The 17,255-nt window shown below is 69.6% G+C and carries 20 protein-coding genes and 1 pseudogene; 7 read left to right on the top strand and 14 right to left on the bottom strand.

Features of this window, described 5'->3' with window-relative positions:
- The 8 genes from ABD993_RS26565 to ABD993_RS26530 form a co-directional block, all read right to left on the bottom strand.
- Window positions 1–762, bottom strand: a complete 762-nt coding sequence (locus ABD993_RS26565) for a 3-hydroxyacyl-CoA dehydrogenase (RefSeq protein WP_345424158.1) — start codon at window positions 760–762, stop codon at window positions 1–3.
- Between the two features lie 26 nt (window positions 763–788).
- Window positions 789–1,934, bottom strand: a complete 1,146-nt coding sequence (locus tag ABD993_RS26560; protein ID WP_345424155.1) for a thiolase family protein — start codon at window positions 1,932–1,934, stop codon at window positions 789–791.
- 263 nt (window positions 1,935–2,197) lie between these two features.
- A complete protein-coding gene (locus ABD993_RS26555) occupies window positions 2,198–3,703 on the bottom strand; it encodes an AMP-binding protein (protein WP_345424153.1) in 1,506 nt (501 codons plus the stop codon).
- A gap of 40 nt (window positions 3,704–3,743) precedes the next feature.
- The gene (locus ABD993_RS26550; RefSeq protein WP_345424150.1) at window positions 3,744–4,172 is read right to left on the bottom strand and encodes a Zn-ribbon domain-containing OB-fold protein; all 429 of its coding nucleotides are present in this window, start codon (window positions 4,170–4,172) and stop codon (window positions 3,744–3,746) included.
- Between the two features lie 8 nt (window positions 4,173–4,180).
- Window positions 4,181–5,368, bottom strand: coding sequence for a thiolase C-terminal domain-containing protein (locus ABD993_RS26545; RefSeq protein WP_345424147.1), 1,188 nt, complete (start codon window positions 5,366–5,368; stop codon window positions 4,181–4,183).
- A gap of 25 nt (window positions 5,369–5,393) precedes the next feature.
- Window positions 5,394–6,545, bottom strand: a complete 1,152-nt coding sequence (locus ABD993_RS26540) for a CaiB/BaiF CoA transferase family protein (RefSeq protein ID WP_345424144.1) — start codon at window positions 6,543–6,545, stop codon at window positions 5,394–5,396.
- On the bottom strand, window positions 6,542–7,027 hold the full coding sequence (locus tag ABD993_RS26535) for a hotdog family protein (protein ID WP_345424141.1): 486 nt from the start codon (window positions 7,025–7,027) through the stop codon (window positions 6,542–6,544). The genes ABD993_RS26540 and ABD993_RS26535 overlap by 4 nt, the downstream gene beginning before the upstream one ends.
- Window positions 7,024–7,530 carry an FAS1-like dehydratase domain-containing protein gene (locus ABD993_RS26530; RefSeq protein WP_345424138.1) on the bottom strand — a complete coding sequence of 169 codons (507 nt, stop codon included), beginning with the start codon at window positions 7,528–7,530 and terminating at the stop codon, window positions 7,024–7,026. The genes ABD993_RS26535 and ABD993_RS26530 overlap by 4 nt, the downstream gene beginning before the upstream one ends.
- A 260-nt stretch (window positions 7,531–7,790) precedes the next feature.
- On the opposite strand from ABD993_RS26530, the gene ABD993_RS26525 reads away from it, so the two are divergent.
- Window positions 7,791–8,759: an NAD(P)H-dependent flavin oxidoreductase gene (locus tag ABD993_RS26525; RefSeq protein WP_345424135.1), complete on the top strand. Its 969-nt coding sequence runs from the start codon at window positions 7,791–7,793 to the stop codon at window positions 8,757–8,759.
- Between the two features lie 58 nt (window positions 8,760–8,817).
- Here ABD993_RS26525 and ABD993_RS26520 read toward each other — a convergent pair whose 3' ends face one another.
- The 4 genes from ABD993_RS26520 to ABD993_RS36905 all read right to left on the bottom strand — a co-directional run bounded on the left by ABD993_RS26520 (window position 8,818) and on the right by ABD993_RS36905 (window position 11,066).
- Window positions 8,818–9,594 (bottom strand): crotonase/enoyl-CoA hydratase family protein, encoded by a 777-nt coding sequence (locus ABD993_RS26520; protein WP_345424132.1) that lies wholly within the window; start codon window positions 9,592–9,594, stop codon window positions 8,818–8,820.
- Between the two features lie 289 nt (window positions 9,595–9,883).
- Complete coding sequence (locus ABD993_RS36910) at window positions 9,884–10,501, bottom strand: transposase (RefSeq protein ID WP_425569147.1); 618 nt, start codon at window positions 10,499–10,501, stop codon at window positions 9,884–9,886.
- A gap of 129 nt (window positions 10,502–10,630) precedes the next feature.
- Window positions 10,631–10,849, bottom strand: a complete 219-nt coding sequence (locus ABD993_RS26515) for a hypothetical protein (RefSeq protein WP_345424129.1) — start codon at window positions 10,847–10,849, stop codon at window positions 10,631–10,633.
- Window positions 10,836–11,066 (bottom strand): transposase family protein, encoded by a 231-nt coding sequence (locus ABD993_RS36905; protein WP_425569150.1) that lies wholly within the window; start codon window positions 11,064–11,066, stop codon window positions 10,836–10,838. Before ABD993_RS36905 ends, ABD993_RS26515 begins: the two co-directional genes overlap by 14 nt.
- A 510-nt stretch (window positions 11,067–11,576) precedes the next feature.
- On the opposite strand from ABD993_RS36905, the gene ABD993_RS26510 reads away from it, so the two are divergent.
- The 3 genes from ABD993_RS26510 to ABD993_RS26500 all read left to right on the top strand — a co-directional run bounded on the left by ABD993_RS26510 (window position 11,577) and on the right by ABD993_RS26500 (window position 14,966).
- Window positions 11,577–12,803, top strand: a complete 1,227-nt coding sequence (locus ABD993_RS26510; RefSeq protein ID WP_345424127.1) for a type 2 periplasmic-binding domain-containing protein — start codon at window positions 11,577–11,579, stop codon at window positions 12,801–12,803.
- Between the two features lie 115 nt (window positions 12,804–12,918).
- The gene (locus ABD993_RS26505) at window positions 12,919–13,470 is read left to right on the top strand and encodes a TRAP transporter small permease (protein ID WP_345424124.1); all 552 of its coding nucleotides are present in this window, start codon (window positions 12,919–12,921) and stop codon (window positions 13,468–13,470) included.
- A gap of 98 nt (window positions 13,471–13,568) precedes the next feature.
- Window positions 13,569–14,966 carry a TRAP transporter large permease gene (locus ABD993_RS26500; protein ID WP_345424122.1) on the top strand — a complete coding sequence of 466 codons (1,398 nt, stop codon included), beginning with the start codon at window positions 13,569–13,571 and terminating at the stop codon, window positions 14,964–14,966.
- 297 nt (window positions 14,967–15,263) lie between these two features.
- Here ABD993_RS26500 and ABD993_RS26495 read toward each other — a convergent pair whose 3' ends face one another.
- Together ABD993_RS26495 and ABD993_RS26490 are read right to left on the bottom strand one after the other, a co-directional pair.
- Window positions 15,264–15,593: a transposase gene (locus ABD993_RS26495; protein WP_345424250.1), complete on the bottom strand. Its 330-nt coding sequence runs from the start codon at window positions 15,591–15,593 to the stop codon at window positions 15,264–15,266.
- A gap of 15 nt (window positions 15,594–15,608) precedes the next feature.
- Window positions 15,609–15,875: pseudogene (locus tag ABD993_RS26490) on the bottom strand (F420-dependent methylene-tetrahydromethanopterin reductase); the annotation flags it as partial.
- A gap of 99 nt (window positions 15,876–15,974) precedes the next feature.
- Between ABD993_RS26490 and ABD993_RS26485 the strand changes: the two are divergent.
- The 3 genes from ABD993_RS26485 (at window position 15,975) to ABD993_RS26475 (ending at window position 17,215) form a co-directional block, all read left to right on the top strand.
- A complete protein-coding gene (locus ABD993_RS26485; protein WP_345424120.1) occupies window positions 15,975–16,229 on the top strand; it encodes a ribonuclease HepT family protein in 255 nt (84 codons plus the stop codon).
- Between the two features lie 282 nt (window positions 16,230–16,511).
- On the top strand, window positions 16,512–16,715 hold the full coding sequence (locus ABD993_RS26480; protein ID WP_345424118.1) for a VOC family protein: 204 nt from the start codon (window positions 16,512–16,514) through the stop codon (window positions 16,713–16,715).
- Between the two features lie 164 nt (window positions 16,716–16,879).
- Complete coding sequence (locus ABD993_RS26475) at window positions 16,880–17,215, top strand: hypothetical protein (protein WP_345424117.1); 336 nt, start codon at window positions 16,880–16,882, stop codon at window positions 17,213–17,215.
- The last annotated feature ends 40 nt before the right edge of the window (window positions 17,216–17,255 follow it).

Genomic DNA, 17,255 nt, shown 5'->3' with positions numbered 1-17,255 from the left:
CTACCGCGGGGCCATGCGGATCGAGCCGTCGAGCCTGATGACTTCACCGTTGAGCATCGGGTTCTCGACGATGTGGGCCACCAGCTGGGCGAACTCGCTCGGGTCGCCGAGGCGCGACGGGTGCGGCACCTGCCGGCCCAGCGACGCGCGCGCCTCCTCGGACAGCGTCGCGAGCAGTGGTGTGTCGAACAGGCCGGGTGCGATCGTCATGACCCGGATCAGGTGCTGGGCGAGGTCCCGAGCGATCGGCAGGGTCATCCCGACGACGCCGCCCTTCGACGCCGAGTAGGCCGCCTGGCCGATCTGGCCGTCGAACGCCGCGGCCGAGGCGGTGTTCACGACGACACCGCGCTCCTCCCCGAGCGGCTCGAGCTTGACCATTCGCTCGGCGGCGAGCCGGATGACGTTGAAGGTGCCCACGAGGTTGATGCGGACGACCCGCTCAAACTTGTCCAGTGGGTAGACGCCGTGCTTGCCGAGGACTCGGATCGCGTCGCCGGTGCCGGCGCAGTTCACCACGGTCCGCAGCTCGCCGAGCTCGAACGCGGCGTCAAGCGCGGCAGCGACCTGATCCTCGTCGGTGACGTCAGCCGCCGCGAAGGCGGCATCCTTGCCCAGCTCGCCGGCGACGGCCGCTCCGGCCGAGCTCGGCAGGTCGACGAGGAGCACCCGGGCCCCGGCGGAGAGCAGCCTGCGGGCGGTGGCCAGGCCCAGGCCCGAGGCGCCGCCGGTGACCAGCGCCGACGTTCCGGTGATGTCCATGGGGGTTCGTCCTCCCAGTGTTCGAGTCAGAGAAGTTCGATGATGGTGGTGTTGGCCTGCCCGCCGCCCTCGCACATCGTCTGCAGGCCGTAGCGGATACCGGCGTCGCGCATGTGATGGACGAGCGTGGTCATGAGGCGCGCCCCGGACCCGCCGAGCGGGTGCCCCAAGGCGATCGCACCGCCGTGGACGTTGAGCGACTTGGGGTCGGCACCGGTGTCGGCCAGCCAGGCCAGCGGGACCGGGGCGAATGCCTCGTTGACCTCGAACGCCCCGATCTCGTCGATGGCCAGGCCGCTGCGGGCGAGCGCCTTCTGGGTGGCGGGGATCGGCGCGGTGAGCATGATGATCGGATCCGCCCCGGCCACAACCGCGGTGTGCACCCGGGCGAGAGGACGCAGCCCGAGCTCGGACGCCCGTTCCGACGTGGTCATCAGCAGCGCCGCCGACCCGTCGCTGATCTGCGAGGAGTTGCCGGCCGTGACGACGCCGTCAGGGTGGAAGGCGGGGGTGAGGCCGGCCATGCGCTCGGGGGTCGTCCCGCGGCGGACTCCCTCGTCGCGGGTCACGACCGAGCCGCTCGGCGTGGTCACCGGGATGATCTGGTCGTCGAACCGGCCCTCGTCCTGGGCGCGAGCCGCCTTCTCGTGGGACTCCAGGGAGAACTCGTCGAGCTGGGCGCGGGACAGACCCCACCGCTCGGCGATCAACTCCGCACCGATGCCCTGGTTCGGCGCCTCAGGGCCGTAGCGGACGGCGAACGCCGGACCGATCGGGTTGCCGTCCGCGAAGCTGGAGCCCATCGGCACCCGGGACATCGACTCCACGCCCCCGGCCACGACGACGTCGTAGTGCCCCGCGACCAGGCCCGCGGCGGCGAAGTGCACCGACTGCTGGGACGAGCCGCACTGGCGGTCCACAGTCACCCCGGGAACGCTCTCGGGCCAGCCCGCGGACAGCACGGCGGTCCGGGCGATGTCCAGGGTCTGGTCGCCGATCTGGCCGACACAGCCCCAGATGACGTCGTCGACGAGCGCGGGATCGATCGCGCTGCGCTCGGCGAGCCCGGTCAGGACCTGCGCGGAGAGATCGGCCGGATGGACGTCCGCCAATCCTCCGTTGCGCTTGCCCAGCGGCGTGCGGACCGCTGCGACGATGACGGCGTCTCGCATGGAACTCCTCTGTCGTGGTGCGGACGTAGCACGGACCGGGCGGTCCCGGTCGGGCGGCGGTCCGTGGCCTGAGCGCCGAGGCGGGCCACCGTCCGATCCTCACCGTAGGAACGGCCGGGCCCGGGTCCGCCGTCGCTGTCGCACATTGGGACAACCCCGGCTCCCACGTCACGGCCGCCATCCGGCCCGTGCGGACCTCGCTCGCCGCGCGCTGTGAGGGCGGCCCTCGGCGAGGAGCGTTCGCGACGAGCAGACAGCCATGGTCAGCCGATCCGCCGGGTCCCCTGCCAGAGTGAGCCCCGCAGCTCGCGGCGCAGGATCTTGCCCTCCGCCGACCGGGGCAGCTGGTCGACGAACACGACCCGGCGCGGTCGCCGGAACCCGGCGATGCGGTCCTGGGTCCAGGACAGCAGCTCGTCCGCCGTCAGGCACCCGCCCGCAACGGGCACGACGACGGCTACCACGGTCTCGCCCCATTTCTCGTCAGGGCCGCCGACCACGACCAAGTCGTCGACGGACGGGTGCTGCAGTAGCACAGACTCGACCTCGCGTGGATAGACGTTCTCCCCGCCCGTGACGATCTTGTCGGTCATCCGGTCCGTGAGAAACAGATAACCGGCGCGGTCCAGGTACCCGACGTCGCCGGTGCGCAACCAGCCACCCGGGGCGTAGAGCGCCGAGGTCGCCTCTGGCCGGTTCCAGTAGCCCGGCGTGCACTGCACCGAGCGGATCCAGAGCTCCCCCACCTCGCCGTCGGGGCACGGCTCGAGGGTGACCGGGTCGAAGATCCCCACCTCGTTCCACGGGAACGCCCGGCCGGCGGAGAGGGCCAGTCCTCCGGTGTGCTCGTCGGGCTCGAGGTTCGTCACCGCCCCACAGGTCTCCGTCATGCCGAAGGCCTGGAACAGCCGTGTCTCCAGGATCTCGCGGATCTCCCGGATCGCGGCCTCGCTGATCGCCTGCCCGCCGTACATGACGGCGTCCCATCTGGACAGGTCCCGGGGATGCTCGTGCTGGGCACGGACGAGCATCGTCAGCATCACTGGGGCGAGGGTCAGGAAGGTGACGCGGTGCCGCTCGATCAGGTCCAGCGCATTGTCCACGCGGAAGGCTCTGAACAGGACCACGGTGCCGCCCTGGGTCAGCCCCATCGAGAACGTCGCGTTGCCCCCGACGTGATGCACCGGCTGGGGGAGCCCGATGACCGACCGGTCGTCGAGTCCGTAGGTCGGGCAGATTCGGATGTAGGACTCGTACATGCGGTTGGTCAGCAGCACGCCCTTGGGCAGCCCGGTCGTTCCCGAGGTGTACGACTGGACCACCACGTCGTCGGGCGACGGTGCACGGCACGGCACGAGCCCGCCCTCCTGCCGCTCCCGCCAGCTGCCGAAGTCGGCGCCGGTCAGCAGTCGCCGCACGCCGTCGGGCACGAGTGCGGCGAACTCGTCGTCGACGACCACGAATCTCGCCCGCGTGTCGGCGATCAGCGCGGCGATCTCCTCGTCTGTCACGCGCCAGTTCAGCGGGGTGATCACCGCGCCAAGCTTCGCGGCTCCGTAGAGCAGCTCGAAGAACTCGAGCCGACCGTGTCCGATGTAGACGACCCGCTCTCCGGGCGCCACCCCCGCCCCGGCAAGGCCCGCAGCGACCAGATCCGACCGGCGGTGCAGCTCGCGGTAGGTGATCGAGATCTCCCCGTCGACCAAGGCCACCTTGTCGCCCCGCAGCGCCACCTGGTCGGCCAACGAGGCCGGAAAGCTGAACGGCACCGGCTGATCCTCCTTCGGATAGCTCGTGACCAGCACGAGATCAGGCGAGAGCCCACTGCACAAGCGAGTAGCCCTCGTGGTGCTCGAAGACGGCGTTGACCGCGGAGCCGATGACGATCGGCTGGTCTGGGTCGCCCACGAGGTTCCCGATCACCCGGACGTTACCGGCGTCGGGCAACGACACGAGCAGCACGACGTAGGGGCAGGCGGCGGCGAGGGCGTCGTCGACCGGATGCCAGACCCGCGCCCAGCTGAACACCACGCCCTGCGGCGCGTGGTCGACGAAGGCGAGCTCCTCCGACAGACACGCGTGGCAGAGGTGTTCCGGAGGGCTCTGGAAGCTGCCGCACTCGGCACACTGCTGCACGACCAGACGGCCCTCCCGGGCGGCGACCTGAACCGGGGCGACGATGTCGACGGCGCCGCCGGCCTGCCGGGTGAACAGCTCGGGAAGCACGTGGTCGCTCACCGGGTCGTTCACAGGGTCGCCGCCGACCCGTAGACGACGGTGCTGGCCGGGGCCGACATCGGCCCGGCGATCACGAGGCTGACGTCCGCGTCCCGCACCTGGTTGGACGAACGCCCCTGCAGCTGGCGGACCGCCTCCGTGTGCAGACCCATCCCGTGCACGTAGCACTCGGCCAGATTGCCGCCGCTGGTGTTCAGCGGCAGCGACCCGGTGTCCGCCCGGAGGTTGTCGAGGGTCAGTAGCGACCCCGCGTTCTCCCGCGTCACGAAGCCGTGCTCGAACAGCGACATGACGACACCTCCCGTGAAATTCTCGTAGGCCTGGACGACGTCCACGTCGGCCGCGGTGATCCCCGCCTCGGCGAACATCCGTGGGGCGAGGGTCGTGTACTCGGCGGTGGCGAAGTTCCGCGCGTCGAGGACGTCGCCGAGGATGCCGCCCCCACGATGGCCGTTGCCCTGCGCCGCACCCAGCACATAGGCGGGACGTTCGGACAACGACGGGGCCCGTTCCGCGGGCACGACGATTACCGCGGCCGCGCCGTCGCTCTCCTGGCAGCAGTCGTAGAGCCGGAACGGCTCGACGACCCAGCGTGCGGTGTCGTAGGTCGCCGCGTCGAGCGGCCGTCCGTAACGGACGGCACGCGGGTTCTGCTGTGCGTGGAAGTAGCTGGTCAGGGCGATCTCGCGCTGGGTGCTCGCAGGGATCCCGGTCTCGTGGAAGAAGCGGTTGACGATCAGTGCGTAGTGCTGCGCGGCGCTGAGCAGCCCGTACGGCGCGGTGAGCGGCGAGGTCCGGCGGGTCGCCGCACCGACCTTCGGCCGGCCGAAGCGTCGGCCGTCGACCTGGGCGAGCGCGCGGTACACCACCACGCACTCGGCCGCGCCGACGGCGACCGCGGCACAGGCCTGCTGGACGGCCCCGGCCCCGCCGACGCCGCCTCCCTGCCACTGCATCGTCGACCATCGCACCTCGTCCACCCCCAGGGCGGCGGCGACCCTTGAAGACGTGTTCGCGTCGTTGGCGAAGCTGACGAAGCCGTCGATCGACCTCGGTGAGACACCCGCGTCCGAGCAGGCAGCCAGGATCGCGTCGAGGCAGAGCTGGAACTCGCTCCGCCGTGACTGACCGTGCTTGGCGAACTCGGACTCGCCGACACCAACGACCGCGGCCTTGCCACGGAGGGTTCGGCTCACGGCGCGCCTCCTCGCCTGCCCGGCGTCATCCGCTCGATGTCGGGGCACCGGCACGCCCCCCGTCGATGCCGGCCACCCCCCACTCGCCGAGGACCTCGGCGGCGTGCTCGCCGTGGCCGGCTGGCGGGGTCAACCCACGTGACGGAGTCCGGCTCAACCGGGGGGCCGGAGCGGGCTGCGCCACCTCGTCGACCGTCACGAACGCCTGCCGCGCCCGCGCGTGCGCGGAGATCGCCGCCTCCGCGAGCCCCAGGACCGGCGCGACGCAGGCATCCGTCCCGGCGAAGTGCTCGCTCCACTCGTCCCGGGTCCGGGAGGCGAAGCGACCGGCCAGCTCGGCTCGCAGCGCCGGCCACGACGACTCGTCGTCGCGGTCCCAGGAATCGGGATCCAGGCCGAGTCCGTGCATGAGCTCGGCGAAGAACTTCGGTTCGAGTGCCCCGACCGCGACGTGGCGGTCATCGGAGCAGCGGTACACGTCGTACCAGGGTCGGCCGGAGTCGAGGAGGTTGACCCCGCGCTCGTCCTGCCACTCACCGCTGTGCACGAGTCCGTGCAGGAAGGTGGTCAGCGACGCCGCGCCGTCGACGATCGCCGCGTCGACCACCTGGCCCAACCCGGAGGTGTGCCGCTCGTGGAGCGCGGCGAGGATGCCCATCACGAGGTAGGCGGACCCGCCGCCGAAGTCACCGAGGAGGTTCACCGGGATCGCGGGCGGCTCGCCCGCGCGTCCGACGACGTGCAGCGCACCGCTCACCGCGAGGTAGGTGATGTCGTGGCCGGCGGTCTGCGCGAGCGGGCCGCCCTGTCCCCACCCTGTCATCCGGCCGTAGACCAGGCCCGGGTTGCGGTCCAGGCAGACCTTCGGCCCGAAGCCGAGCCGTTCCGCCACGCCCGGCCGGTAACCCTCGATCAGGACGTCGGCCCGGTCGACCAGCCGGAGCAGGATCCCGAGGTCGTGCTCGGACTTCAGGTCGAGAGCCACGGACCGGCGGCTTCGCCGCAGCAGGTCCGTCGGCTGCACCGCGGGCCCCCGCAGTACCTCGGGACGATCGACGCGCACGACGTCGGCACCCATGTCGCCCAACAGCATCGCCGCGAACGGACCGGGCCCGATCCCGGACAGCTCGAGGACCCGAAGCCCGGCCAGCGCGCCCGAGCGCGCGGGCGCCCTCATGCCGCCGCTCCGCCGAGGTCGCTGCGCTCGAGCACCGCTCTCGGCACCTCGGCCGAGTCCGCGATCACGACGCGCGCCCGCGCCGCGGAGCGCGAGCCGGACACCAGCTCCACGCCCAGCCTGACGACGTGCACGCCGTTGACGAGGGTCCCGGAGCCGCGCACCGTCGCCCTTCCGACGAGGTCAGGCCCGACGTAGGCCGGCGCGAGCAGCGACATCTCACGCTTCAGGACGTACCAGGCCGGGCCGACAGGACCGAGGACGGTGCGGTCGATGAACCCCTGCAGCATCATCGTGTTGGCGTAGACGGTCTCGAGGTGCTGCACGTCGCGGGCATAGCTCTCGAGGTGATGGCCGGCGAAGTAGTCACGGCTGGCCGACGGGATCAGCAGGACGCGACTGGCGGTCATCGCCAGCACCGTCTCGGGCAGCTCCAGGCCGTCCTCCATCGCAGCTGGGGCGAGCGACCGGGCGGCGGTCACGATCCGCTCCCGGGCTCGTCGGGACTGAACCGGAACAGCACGTTGACGTTCTCGGCGACCTCGTCGCCGTCCTGGTCCACGTAGATCGACCTGGTGGTGACGAAATGTCCCTTCCCCAGCCTGGACTGCTTGAGCTCGCTGACCGCGACCAGCTCCTCGACGGCCGTCAGCCGGTCACCGACCCGCAGCTGTCTGAAGAACGTGGTCTCGGTGGAGACGTTGACAAGGGTGCGCATCGGCAGCGGGATGGTGGCTCCGAACGCCACCTCACGCTTGGCACCTCCCGGGCGCCAGGGCAGTCGCTGGAAGACCGCCATGAGCAGGCCACCGGGCGCATCGGACAGGTCGTGGTCCCAGTAGGCCGCCCGGGCGTCCTCGATCTGCGAGCAGAAGGCCTCGACTTGGCCCTGCTCGACGGCGACCTCGGCGACCAGCTCGCGGCGCGCCACGCCTACCAGCGCCAGTGCCTCCTCGTAGCTCCCGCCGGTGTCGTAGTCGATCAAGTACCCGCACCTCCCGTTTCGATGGTGCCCGGCCGGCCCGGGGCGCACCTTCGAGCCGGGCGGAGCAGCAGTGTGCGGGGCCTTGCCGATTCTGACTTCCCCGGCCACCCGTGCAGGGCGATGTCGCGTTATAGGACATCGCGGGTGGGCGTGGTGTTCCATTACGAATCAGGCTCGGGCGGGCGCGCCCGCCCCCCGCTAGCGTCCGTGCCGTCAACAGGTCCGTCTGCCGGTCCGACCGGCGTCACCCGGAGGTCTCCGTGTCGCTCGACAGCGGGCTGCGCAGCTCACTCGTGCTCCCGGCCATCTGCCCGCCGATGTTCCTCGTCAGCGGCCCGGACCTCGTCGGCGAGGCCTGCCGCGCCGGAATCGTGGGTGCGTTGCCGCGCGCGAACGCCCGGACCACGGAGCAGTTCGAGTCCTGGCTCGCCGCCATCCGGTCCAGCCTCGACGAGGTCGAGAATCCCGGCCCGCTCGCCGTCAACTTCACCGCCAAGATCGATCCCGCCGAGCTGCGGGACAACCTGAGGATCTGCGCGAAGTACGGGGTGCGCGTCATCATCAGCGCGACCGGGAACCCCAGGCGGCTGACCGAGGAGGTCCACGACTGGGGAGGCCTGGTCTTCCACGACGTGACCAGCGTCCGGTTCGCGGAGAAGGCAATCGACGCCGGTGTCGACGGCGTCGTCTGCATCGGCGCGGGCGGCGGCGGGCACTCCGGCACGGTCAGCCACCTCGCGCTGATCCCGAAGGTCAGGGAGTTCTACGACGGCACGATCATCGCGGCCGGGGCCATCGCGACCGGGGCCGCCGTGCGGGCGGCCGAGATCCTCGGGGCCGACCTCGCCTACCTGGGAACTCGCTTCATCGCCACGCAGGAGTCGATGGCGCACCGTGACTACAAGTCGATGCTCGTCGACTCGACGTCGGTCGACCTGCGTTACGTCGCAGCCGAGGGGGGTGTCCCGGCGAACTGGCTGGCCGCCTCGCTCGCTCGCGTGGGTATTGACGTCGACGCCCTCGACGCCCCTGCGTCGCCAGGCCTGCCGAAGGACCTGCGTTACTGGGTCGATGTCTGGAGCGCCGGGCAGGGCATCGACCTGATCGACGACCTCCCCACCGTCGCCGAACTCACCCGCCGCCTCCGCCGAGAGTACGTCGCGGCCTGCGAGCTGTCCGACATGTCGGCGGCGGCGCGGCTGGCGAACGACGCGCTCGAGATCGGCTGAGCAGACAGGGGGTGCCCGCCGGTGAACGGCGGGCACCACGGCAGGCGGCGAGCCGACGTCAGCGGCCGGTCCACTCCGGCGCACGCTTCTCGGCGAACGCCGCGGCACCCTCGCGGGCGTCCGCAGAGCCCAGGATCGCCTCGAGGAGCGGCTGCTGGCGGACGAACCCGGCTTCAAGACTGTCGTCGAGCGCGCCGGACACGATCTCCTTCGTCGCCGCGACGGCGAGCGGGCCGTTTGCCCTGATCTGCGCGGCCAGTGCCTTGGCCCCCTCGAGCGCCCGACCAGGCTCTGTGAGCCGGTTCACCAGCCCGTACCTGTGGGCGACCTCAGCACTGAACGCCTCACCGGTCAACGCGTACTCCATCGCCACCGCCGGCGGGATACGCCGCGGCAGACGCAGCAGCCCCCCCGCCGCCGCGATCAAGCCACGCTTGGTCTCCGGCAGCCCGAACCGTGCATCCGAGGCGGCGACCATCAGATCGCAGGCAAGCGCCACCTCGCAGCCGCCGGCGAGCGCCCAACCCTCGACCGCGGCGATCACCGGCTTCCGCGGCGGCCGCTCGCAGATACCAGCCAACCCCCGCCCCGGAATGATCATGTCCTCGCCGGCGAGGAACGCCTTCAGGTCCATGCCGGCGCAGAAGGTGCCGCCAGCGCCGGTGATGATCCCGATCACCACATCCGGCCGAGACTCCATCTCGTCGATCACCGACGCCAGGCCGACCGCAACCGCATGGTTGATCGCATTCCGTGCAGCAGGACGATTAATGGTGATTATTGCCAACCCCGCATCGATGTGCATCAGCACTTCATTGCCAGACTCGTTCTCCATCCTAGCGACACTAGACAGAGAACCGACTGACTACGTAACACTGTCCGAAAATGCGACACAGCGCATGCCGGCTCGATGGGACCAGTAACCCACCGGCAACCGGCCTCTGCCGATTCAGCAGCAATCCGTGAGCGCGCGGCAGCCGTCGTAACTTCCGCCAGAAGTACTCTTCGCGTTATCACAGCCGCACCGGTCAACGACCTTGCATTGGCAGCGGAAGGCCCCTCGCCCTACGGAAACGCGTACCGCGCCGCCGTTGCGCTGACCGGACTGACGCGGGCCATTGGCCTCACCAGTGGGCGCCCGTATTCCGGACATGCCGAGGCGCCCCATCTCCACGATTCGAGACGCCTCTTCTCGTACTTTCCAAGAATCCGTTGGCCAGCGACGGCGTGAGGTTGCAGGCAGGACTCATTTGGTTCGCCCGGATTTGGACTGCAAGGACTGCTGCGCAGTGCTGTAGCGACTGGATCCGGTAGTTGAGCAGGTTTCGGAAGCCCAGGGCGCTTCGGCGCAGCGCCTCGCGGCGGCCGTTGATTGCCTCGGTCGGACCGTTCCAGACGTGGTGGTCGAGTAGGCGAGGACGTCGCCGAGGCGACGGTGCAGGGCCCGACCGAGGGGGCCGAGTTCGTCGAGCCCGGCCGGTGGCCCGCTGCGGAGCCGGTCGATCATGTGTGTGAGTAGTGCCTTGCCGCGTCGCCGGTCCTCGGTGGCGTAGACGGCGATGATCGGATGATCTGCCGAGAAGCCCGCCAGGTGACCTCGACCGCGACGAGCTCGTCGCCGCCTGACACACATCGAGCTTGTGCCCGGCCACTGCAACGACGTGGAACGGGCCAATCACCGTCACCGCGTCCGGGACATACGTTGGTGGCGGCGTTCTTGTGGAGCCGCCGAACCCGTCCATCGCCACCACCCAGACCTGTCACGGAAGGTCTGGTCGCGGGACGCCGAACCAGGTCCTCAGCGCTTCGGCCGAGCGGTCCGCGGCCACGTTGAACAGTCGCGCGGTCCCGTGACCTGCAACGACGGCGGTCTAATCGGTGATCACGGTGACGAACCCGTCGCCGCTGGCTACGAACACATGGGCCCACTCGTGCACGTCGAGTCCGATCACCTGGACCCCGTCGAGGCGGGCGGGGCCGGCGGCGAGCGGCAGAGCCTCGGTGGCGGCGACGGCGACGCTGTTCACGGTGTCCCAGCAGCGGCCCAGCTCGCGGGCGACCACGGCGGCGGTGGCCTTATCGATCGCCAAGCGCCGCAACATATCGTCCGCGCACCGCCGGGTGGTCGAGGCCCCGGGACGAGTCGTGGACGAAGACCTCGCGGGCGCAGCCGTCATCCTCGCACTGGTAGCGCGGCACCCGCACGCGCAGCTGCAGCGGATGCCCGACCACCGGCATGTCGCTGACGCGGCGCTCGACGCTGTCGCGGTAGACCCCGACCGCCCCGCACCCCCGGGCACGACCCAGGGCGTCGATGGGCAGGTCGCACTACAACACCGCGGTCTCACAGTGCAGAGCGGCGTCGGTGATCCGCACCCCGAGCTGGACGGTACGGACGATCGTGACTGCCACGATCTGAACAGGCGGGAACGCATCATCAACTTCTCGTGGCCCGCGCCTCAGCGCAGCGACACAACCCCACTCCGGCGGCCGCTCATGTCCTCACCTGCACTCCGTTCTTGGAAGGCCGGTTTCGCCCGCCACATCCGATATCAGAATGCTGTCCGCCATGTCCGATATCGGGACAGTGTGAGCTGCCCGCCGAGCCCGCCCGGTGAGCATGGTGCGTCGGTGCGCGGTCCCGTGCAGCTGTCGTCCTGACGCCCCCGACGCCGTCGCCGCGAAGGAGCTGCGAATGACAGAACAGGCCTCATCCTCGCTGTACCGTCCCGTAACGACGGGGGGCCACGACGGGCGGCGGGGTCGCCGGCACGCCGGCGACGGCGAGTGCCATGAGCAGGCCACGGAGACGGTCCGATGACAGTCATCGCCCGACGTGCGTCGTCGTTCCGCCAGGGCATCGTGCTGGGCGCCGTGACCTCACTGTGCTGCGCCGTGACCGCCTGCTCCGGGCCCTCCGGGTCGGCGACATCGATCGCGAAAATGGACCCGGTCGAGCTGGTCGTCAACGTACACAGCGTGAAGGGTGTCGACCAGGCTCTCGAGTTCGAGGCGTTCGCCAGGAACGTCGGGGAGCGAACCGGCGGCAAGATCACCTTCGACCTCCAGTATGGCGCTGTGCTGATGCCGGTGGAATCCTCGCTGTCCGGACTCAGTGACGGTCTGGCGGACATCTCACTGATCGTCACCTCGGTGAGCAACGAGCTCCCCCGAACCAACGCGATCGCCGGTCTGCTCTCCGATCCCGACCGCAAGCTCCCGCACACCCTCCTCGCCGGCGCCGCGGCCATGTACGAGACGGCGGTCGAGGACCCGGACCTTCGGGCCGAGTACGAGGCCCAAAACGTCGAGCTGCTGGGCGGCACCGCAGTGTCGAACGACCTGTTCTGCACCAAGCCCGCGGACAGCGTCAGCGACCTGGCGGGCCGCCGGGTCCGGCTGGCAGGTGAGGCCTGGTCCACCCAGGCGGCGAGCATCGGCATGGTACCGGTGCAGATCCCGCTGACCGAGGCCTACGAAGCCCTCCAGCGCGGTGTCATCGACTGTGTCATCGCGCCGATGTACCTGCTGGAGAACCGACAGCTGTGGGACCACGCCAAGTGGATCATTCCCGGGGTCTTCGCTCTGAACACCAGCCTCGTCTGGGGCATGAACAAGAACACGTTCGAGTCGCTGCCACCCGAGGCGCAGAACATCCTCCGCGAGGAGACCGCGACCCTGTTCAGGACCGACATCTCCCAGATCCTGACCGACCTCTCCGAGGTGGCGACCCTCGGCCCGAGGGAGCACGGTCTCCAGTTCGACGATCCGAACAAGATCCGGGACGTGCTGGCGAGCGGCTCCGTCGCTCTGCGAGCCGCGTCGCTCAAGAAGCTGGCCGACGCCGGCATCGCCGATCCGGAGGCGTTCGACACAGCATTCCAGGAGCGTGTGGCCAGGTGGGAGTCCTCGCTCGTCGCGGCCGGTCTGAGGACGAGCGACGCGGCGAACCCCGACGCGGTCCGCGATGCCTACGCGGCCCTGGGCAACAGCACCAGCGTCCTCAACACCTGGTTCGACGAGATCGCCACACAGCTGCGGTGACCACCGCGACCCCACATGTGCCGTCCGACACCGCCTCGGTCCGGGGCAAGTCCGCTGTCCCTCCCCGGGCGCCGGTGCGTGGACGCTCCACGCTGGCGAACGGAGATTGCCGACCATGACCGAACACAGCCCGCGCACCGTTGCCGACGGTGCGGTCCTGTCCCTGGTGCGCAGGATGGCGCACGCCGCCGCCACGGTCGCCGGGGCCGCAGTGGTGGCGATGGCCGTCCTCGTGACGCTGGATGTCGTGATGCGGTGGGTCGCCAACCGGCCGGTGGAGGGGACCCTCGACATCGTCGGTCAGTGGCTGATGCCCGCGGCCGGCCTGCTCTGCGTGGGCCTGGTCCAGATCAACGGCCAGCATGTACGGGTCACGCTCGTCTTCGACAACGCGGACGCCGGCCTGCGGCGCGCGGCGGCGGCGGTCTGCGAGGTCGCCAGCGTGGTCATGCTGCTGTGGATGGCGTACCTGGCGATCGGCGAAGCCGTCGACTCGGTGAGCAACGGGGAGCGCTCGACGGTTGTGGGCTGGCTCCCCTTCTGGCCAGGACACGTCGCGGTCGCGGTCGCGCTCGTCATCGCGACCTGCTGTGCGATCGCCCGGCTGTACGCCGTCGTACTTCGTCCAGATCTTCTCCCCGAGCCGGAACCGGAGGCCGTTGCATGACGGGAATCCCCCCCTCGACGACCACCCCTGCCCTCGACACGTCACCGCGCCCCGCCGTTGTGCTCCGCCTGGTGTACCTCGCCACGACAGTCGCGACTATGGGGCTCTCGGTTGTGGTGGCGACAGGGGACCTGGGGAAGACCGCAACGGGCGGCCTGACAATCCTCGTCCTCCTCGGCCTGCTGGCGATGGGCATCCCCGTCGGCTTCGCCATGATCCTCGCTGCTGTCGTGGCCATGATCGGGATTCGCGACGTGCAGTTGGCGGAGTCGTCCCTGCAGTCGATCACGTTCGAGGGCGTCGCCTCATGGAGCTACAGCGTCATCCCGATGTTCGTGCTCATGGGCATCGCGATGTGGGTCTCGGGCGTCACCGGCCGTGCCTATGGGTCGGCCCGGGTGTGGTTCCGTCAGCTGCCGGGTGGTCTCGGCATCACGACGAACTTCGCTGGCGCGGTCCTGTCGTCCGCCAGCGGGAGCACCATGGGAATCACCATGGCGCTGACGAAGATGGCCGTCCCGGAGATGCTCCGGGCGAAGTACTCGCCGGCGCTTGCGACCGGGTCCGTCACCATGGCGGGGACGCTGGGCCAGCTGATCCCGCCGAGTGTGCTCCTGGTGATCTACGCCGGCGTCGCCGAGACCCCGATCGGGCCCCAACTGCTGTCCGGCATCGTGCCGGGCGCCATCATCGCCGTCGCGTACTGCGTTGTCATCGCCGCCTGGGCAGTGCTGGTCCCGACGGCCGCACCCCGCTCCGAGCGCGTCACCTCCACCTGGGCGCAGCAGCTGCGGGCCGTAACGCAACTCCTCCCGGTCATCGCGATCATGCTGCCGGTTCTCGGCGGCATGTACGCGGGGATCTTCACCGCGACCGAGGCCGGGGCCGTCGGCGCGGTCGTGTCGGTGCTGGTGAGCTACTTCGCCCAGACGCGCGACGGCAACGGCGGCCGGCTGGGCCCGCTGCGGTTCGTGGCGACGTGCGTGCGGGAGTCCATCACCTCCGTCGCCGGGATCTTCCTCATCGTCATCGGCGCGCTGATGCTGACCTCGGCGATCGCCCGGAGCGGCCTCGCCACCCTCGTCACCGAGGAGCTGATCGCCTGGAACCTCACCCGGGTGCAGCTGCTGATAGTCCTGATCCTGGTCTACCTCGTCCTCGGGATGTTCCTCGAGTCGCTGCCGATGATCCTGCTGACCGTCCCGATTCTCGCCCCGGCCCTCGAAGCCGCCGGGGTCGACCTGGTGTGGTTCGGTGTCTTCATCGTGATCATGTGCGAGATCGGCATGGTGTTCCCGCCGATCGGTATGCTGGTGTTCGTTGTCAACCGGCTCGTCCAGGAACCTCGCACCAATCTCGGCGAGCGCATCACGTTGACCACTCAATTCAGGGGAGTTCTCCCCTTCGTCGCAGCAGCCGCGGCCATCCTTGTGCTGCTCATCATGTGGCCCGACCTCGTCACCTGGCTGCCGTACAGATCCGACAGCGGGGGATAAGATCGCGCCGTGCCCATGTAATCGGAGTGAGCTCGCCCTGGCACGACGTGCGCGAGATTGAGTCAGCGATCTCAGCGTGGGTGAGGTGCGGGCCACTTCATCCGACCGGCCGGGACATTCCGGACCGTCGAGGCAAGGATGGCGACCCAGGACATGTCGTGAGGGCCGTCCTGCACGTCACAGATCCGGTCACATCTCCGGGCAGCTTCCCGTCGCACGCGGGCTCTGGAGTGCCAACTTGTTGATGTGCCGGCCCAGCGAAGGGGTCAAGTCCCGGGTTTGATAACGGCTCGGTTCTCACGCTCCGGCGTGCTGCCGGGCGAGGTCGGCGTCGGCGTGTAGGGCTTCGGCCAATGCGTCGACTTCCACGAGTCGCTCGCCGTAGCGCACAGCAACATATTGCTTGGATTCAAGAATGGCGTTCGCCCGCCGTAGCTCCCGAACCTCACGCTCGAGCTCAGCCAACCGCGTCGCGCCGTCGATGGTCGTGCCCGGCCTGCCGCCGTTGTCGATCTCGACCTGCTTCACCCAGCCGCACAACGTCTCCGGGCTGATCCCCCACTGCCCGCCGATGCGCTTGAAGACGTTCCCGCCCCCGCCGTCCGGGGCGGCCTTCGCGTCGAGCACCAGCCGGATCGTTTGTTCCCGCAGCTCGGTGCACTCGGTCCGGAACACGCCACGGTCCTGCAGCTCGGGCACGACCTTCGCGGCGAACTCGTCCAGCCCGCCAGGGGTGATGTGCTGGAAGAGGATGAAGCCGTCGGCCGCGTCGTTCTGCACGTGGTGGTTGATCTGCTCGGCCACCGAGGCGGGGGTACCGACGAACAGCTGGCGTGCGCCGCTGACCTCGATCACCAGCTGGCGGATCGACAGGCCCTTCGCCTCCGCGAGCTCACGCATCTGCCGCGCCTGCCCGGCCCAGTCGATGTGCGGTCCGGACGTCTCCCGACCACGTGCTCGCCGAGGCCCGCCCGCTCTATGCAGCGTGACCTCCCGCTGCTCAGCGAGATGATCGACGCCATCGAGCAGATCCAGCACCTCGCCGCCGCGACACCACCCTCGACGAGCTCGACGAGAGGCGCGAACGGGCGCGACGCGCTGCTCCGGAACTTCACCGTGCCCGGCGAGGCCGCGGGCCAAGTCTCCACCGAGACCAAGGCCCGATTCCCCACCCTCGCGAGGCAGCAAGACGTTCGGCTGCGCATCCGCACCCTCCACGGGTACCGGTACGGGTACGGGTCCATCGACTGGCGATCCTCATGACTACGCCGCCCGGAGCCGACTACCCGCATTCGCCGGCGAGCCATGGCGATCATCGTCTCGGCACGCGAATGCGGTTCCACCGCCCTCCGACCTCAGAAAACCTCGACCGGGCCGCCGCGTTCTGGCGCGACGTCATGGGCTTCAGGGCCGCCGTGCGCCGGACGCTCCCCGACGGCGAGGCCGACGACCTCAGACGAGCATGGCACCGGCTCTGCTCGACGACATCTTGAAGATCGAGGGAGCCGCTCGCTCTGCGCCGTGACAACACACCCTTACGGAGCGGTGATCGAGCTCCAGCAGCCGATCAACCCGTTGGTCGTGACGACGCCTGAGGAGAACCTCCGCTACTGCCACACCGGCGTGCATGAGCTCGGCTTCCAGGTCGACGACATCGACTCGTGGTTCGAGAGGATCAAGAAAGCCGGGTACCGGCATAGTCGGACGCCAGGTTGGTCAGTCCCGGCACTCTGGCCAGAACGCTGTTGACATATCCGTCAACGACTGCTTGGGTAATGCTCGTCACTAATCGAGTCCTGCCGGCACCGGCCCTACGCCGTCGGCTCCACGAGATCGGGACACGGCCGTGCCCGGACGCAGGTTCGCCGAGGCCGCGCCTCCCCCGACCTCCACCGTTCGGAAGGAGTGCTGCGATGCAAAAAGGGATCTGCTATGTGGAGTCCTACCCCACATCGCCGGAGCAGGAGGCCGAGTACAACGAGTGGTACGACAAGGTCCACCTGCGGGAGATCGTGTCGTGTGACGGCTTCGTGAGCGCCCGGCGCTACGCGCCGGCAGGCCCGGGACTGCCCTACGTGGCGATCTACGAGATCGAGTCGGAGGACGTCCAGAGTTCGGTCGACGGGATGTGGGCCTTCGCTCGATCAGGTCGGATGACCGCGTCCGAGGCCATCCAGAGCGATCCTCCAGCCGTGGTGCGCGCCCTCGTCTGCACCGCCGAGCACGTCGCGGTCGACGCACCTCGGTAACTCTCACCGGTGCGGATCCGAGACGTGCAAACCACGGCGC

The organism is Pseudonocardia xishanensis, from assembly GCF_039541715.1.
In the GTDB taxonomy this organism is placed as follows: Bacteria; Actinomycetota; Actinomycetes; order Mycobacteriales; family Pseudonocardiaceae; genus Pseudonocardia; species Pseudonocardia xishanensis.
This window is presented reverse-complemented; position numbering and strand designations above follow the sequence as displayed.

Excerpts from the sequence above, each read along its gene's own strand:
- ABD993_RS26510 (WP_345424127.1), top strand. The coding sequence starts at position 11,577 with ATGACAGTCATCGCCCGACGTGCGTCGTCGTTCCGCCAGGGCATCGTG.
- ABD993_RS26565 (WP_345424158.1), bottom strand. The coding sequence starts at position 762 with ATGGACATCACCGGAACGTCGGCGCTGGTCACCGGCGGCGCCTCGGGC.
- ABD993_RS26475 (WP_345424117.1), top strand. The coding sequence starts at position 16,880 with ATGCAAAAAGGGATCTGCTATGTGGAGTCCTACCCCACATCGCCGGAG.
- ABD993_RS26485 (WP_345424120.1), top strand. The coding sequence starts at position 15,975 with ATGATCGACGCCATCGAGCAGATCCAGCACCTCGCCGCCGCGACACCA.
- ABD993_RS26540 (WP_345424144.1), bottom strand. The coding sequence starts at position 6,545 with ATGAGGGCGCCCGCGCGCTCGGGCGCGCTGGCCGGGCTTCGGGTCCTC.
- ABD993_RS26505 (WP_345424124.1), top strand. The coding sequence starts at position 12,919 with ATGACCGAACACAGCCCGCGCACCGTTGCCGACGGTGCGGTCCTGTCC.
- ABD993_RS36910 (WP_425569147.1), bottom strand. The coding sequence starts at position 10,501 with ATGGACGGGTTCGGCGGCTCCACAAGAACGCCGCCACCAACGTATGTC.
- ABD993_RS26500 (WP_345424122.1), top strand. The coding sequence starts at position 13,569 with ATGGGGCTCTCGGTTGTGGTGGCGACAGGGGACCTGGGGAAGACCGCA.
- ABD993_RS26520 (WP_345424132.1), bottom strand. The coding sequence starts at position 9,594 with ATGGAGAACGAGTCTGGCAATGAAGTGCTGATGCACATCGATGCGGGG.
- ABD993_RS26560 (WP_345424155.1), bottom strand. The coding sequence starts at position 1,934 with ATGCGAGACGCCGTCATCGTCGCAGCGGTCCGCACGCCGCTGGGCAAG.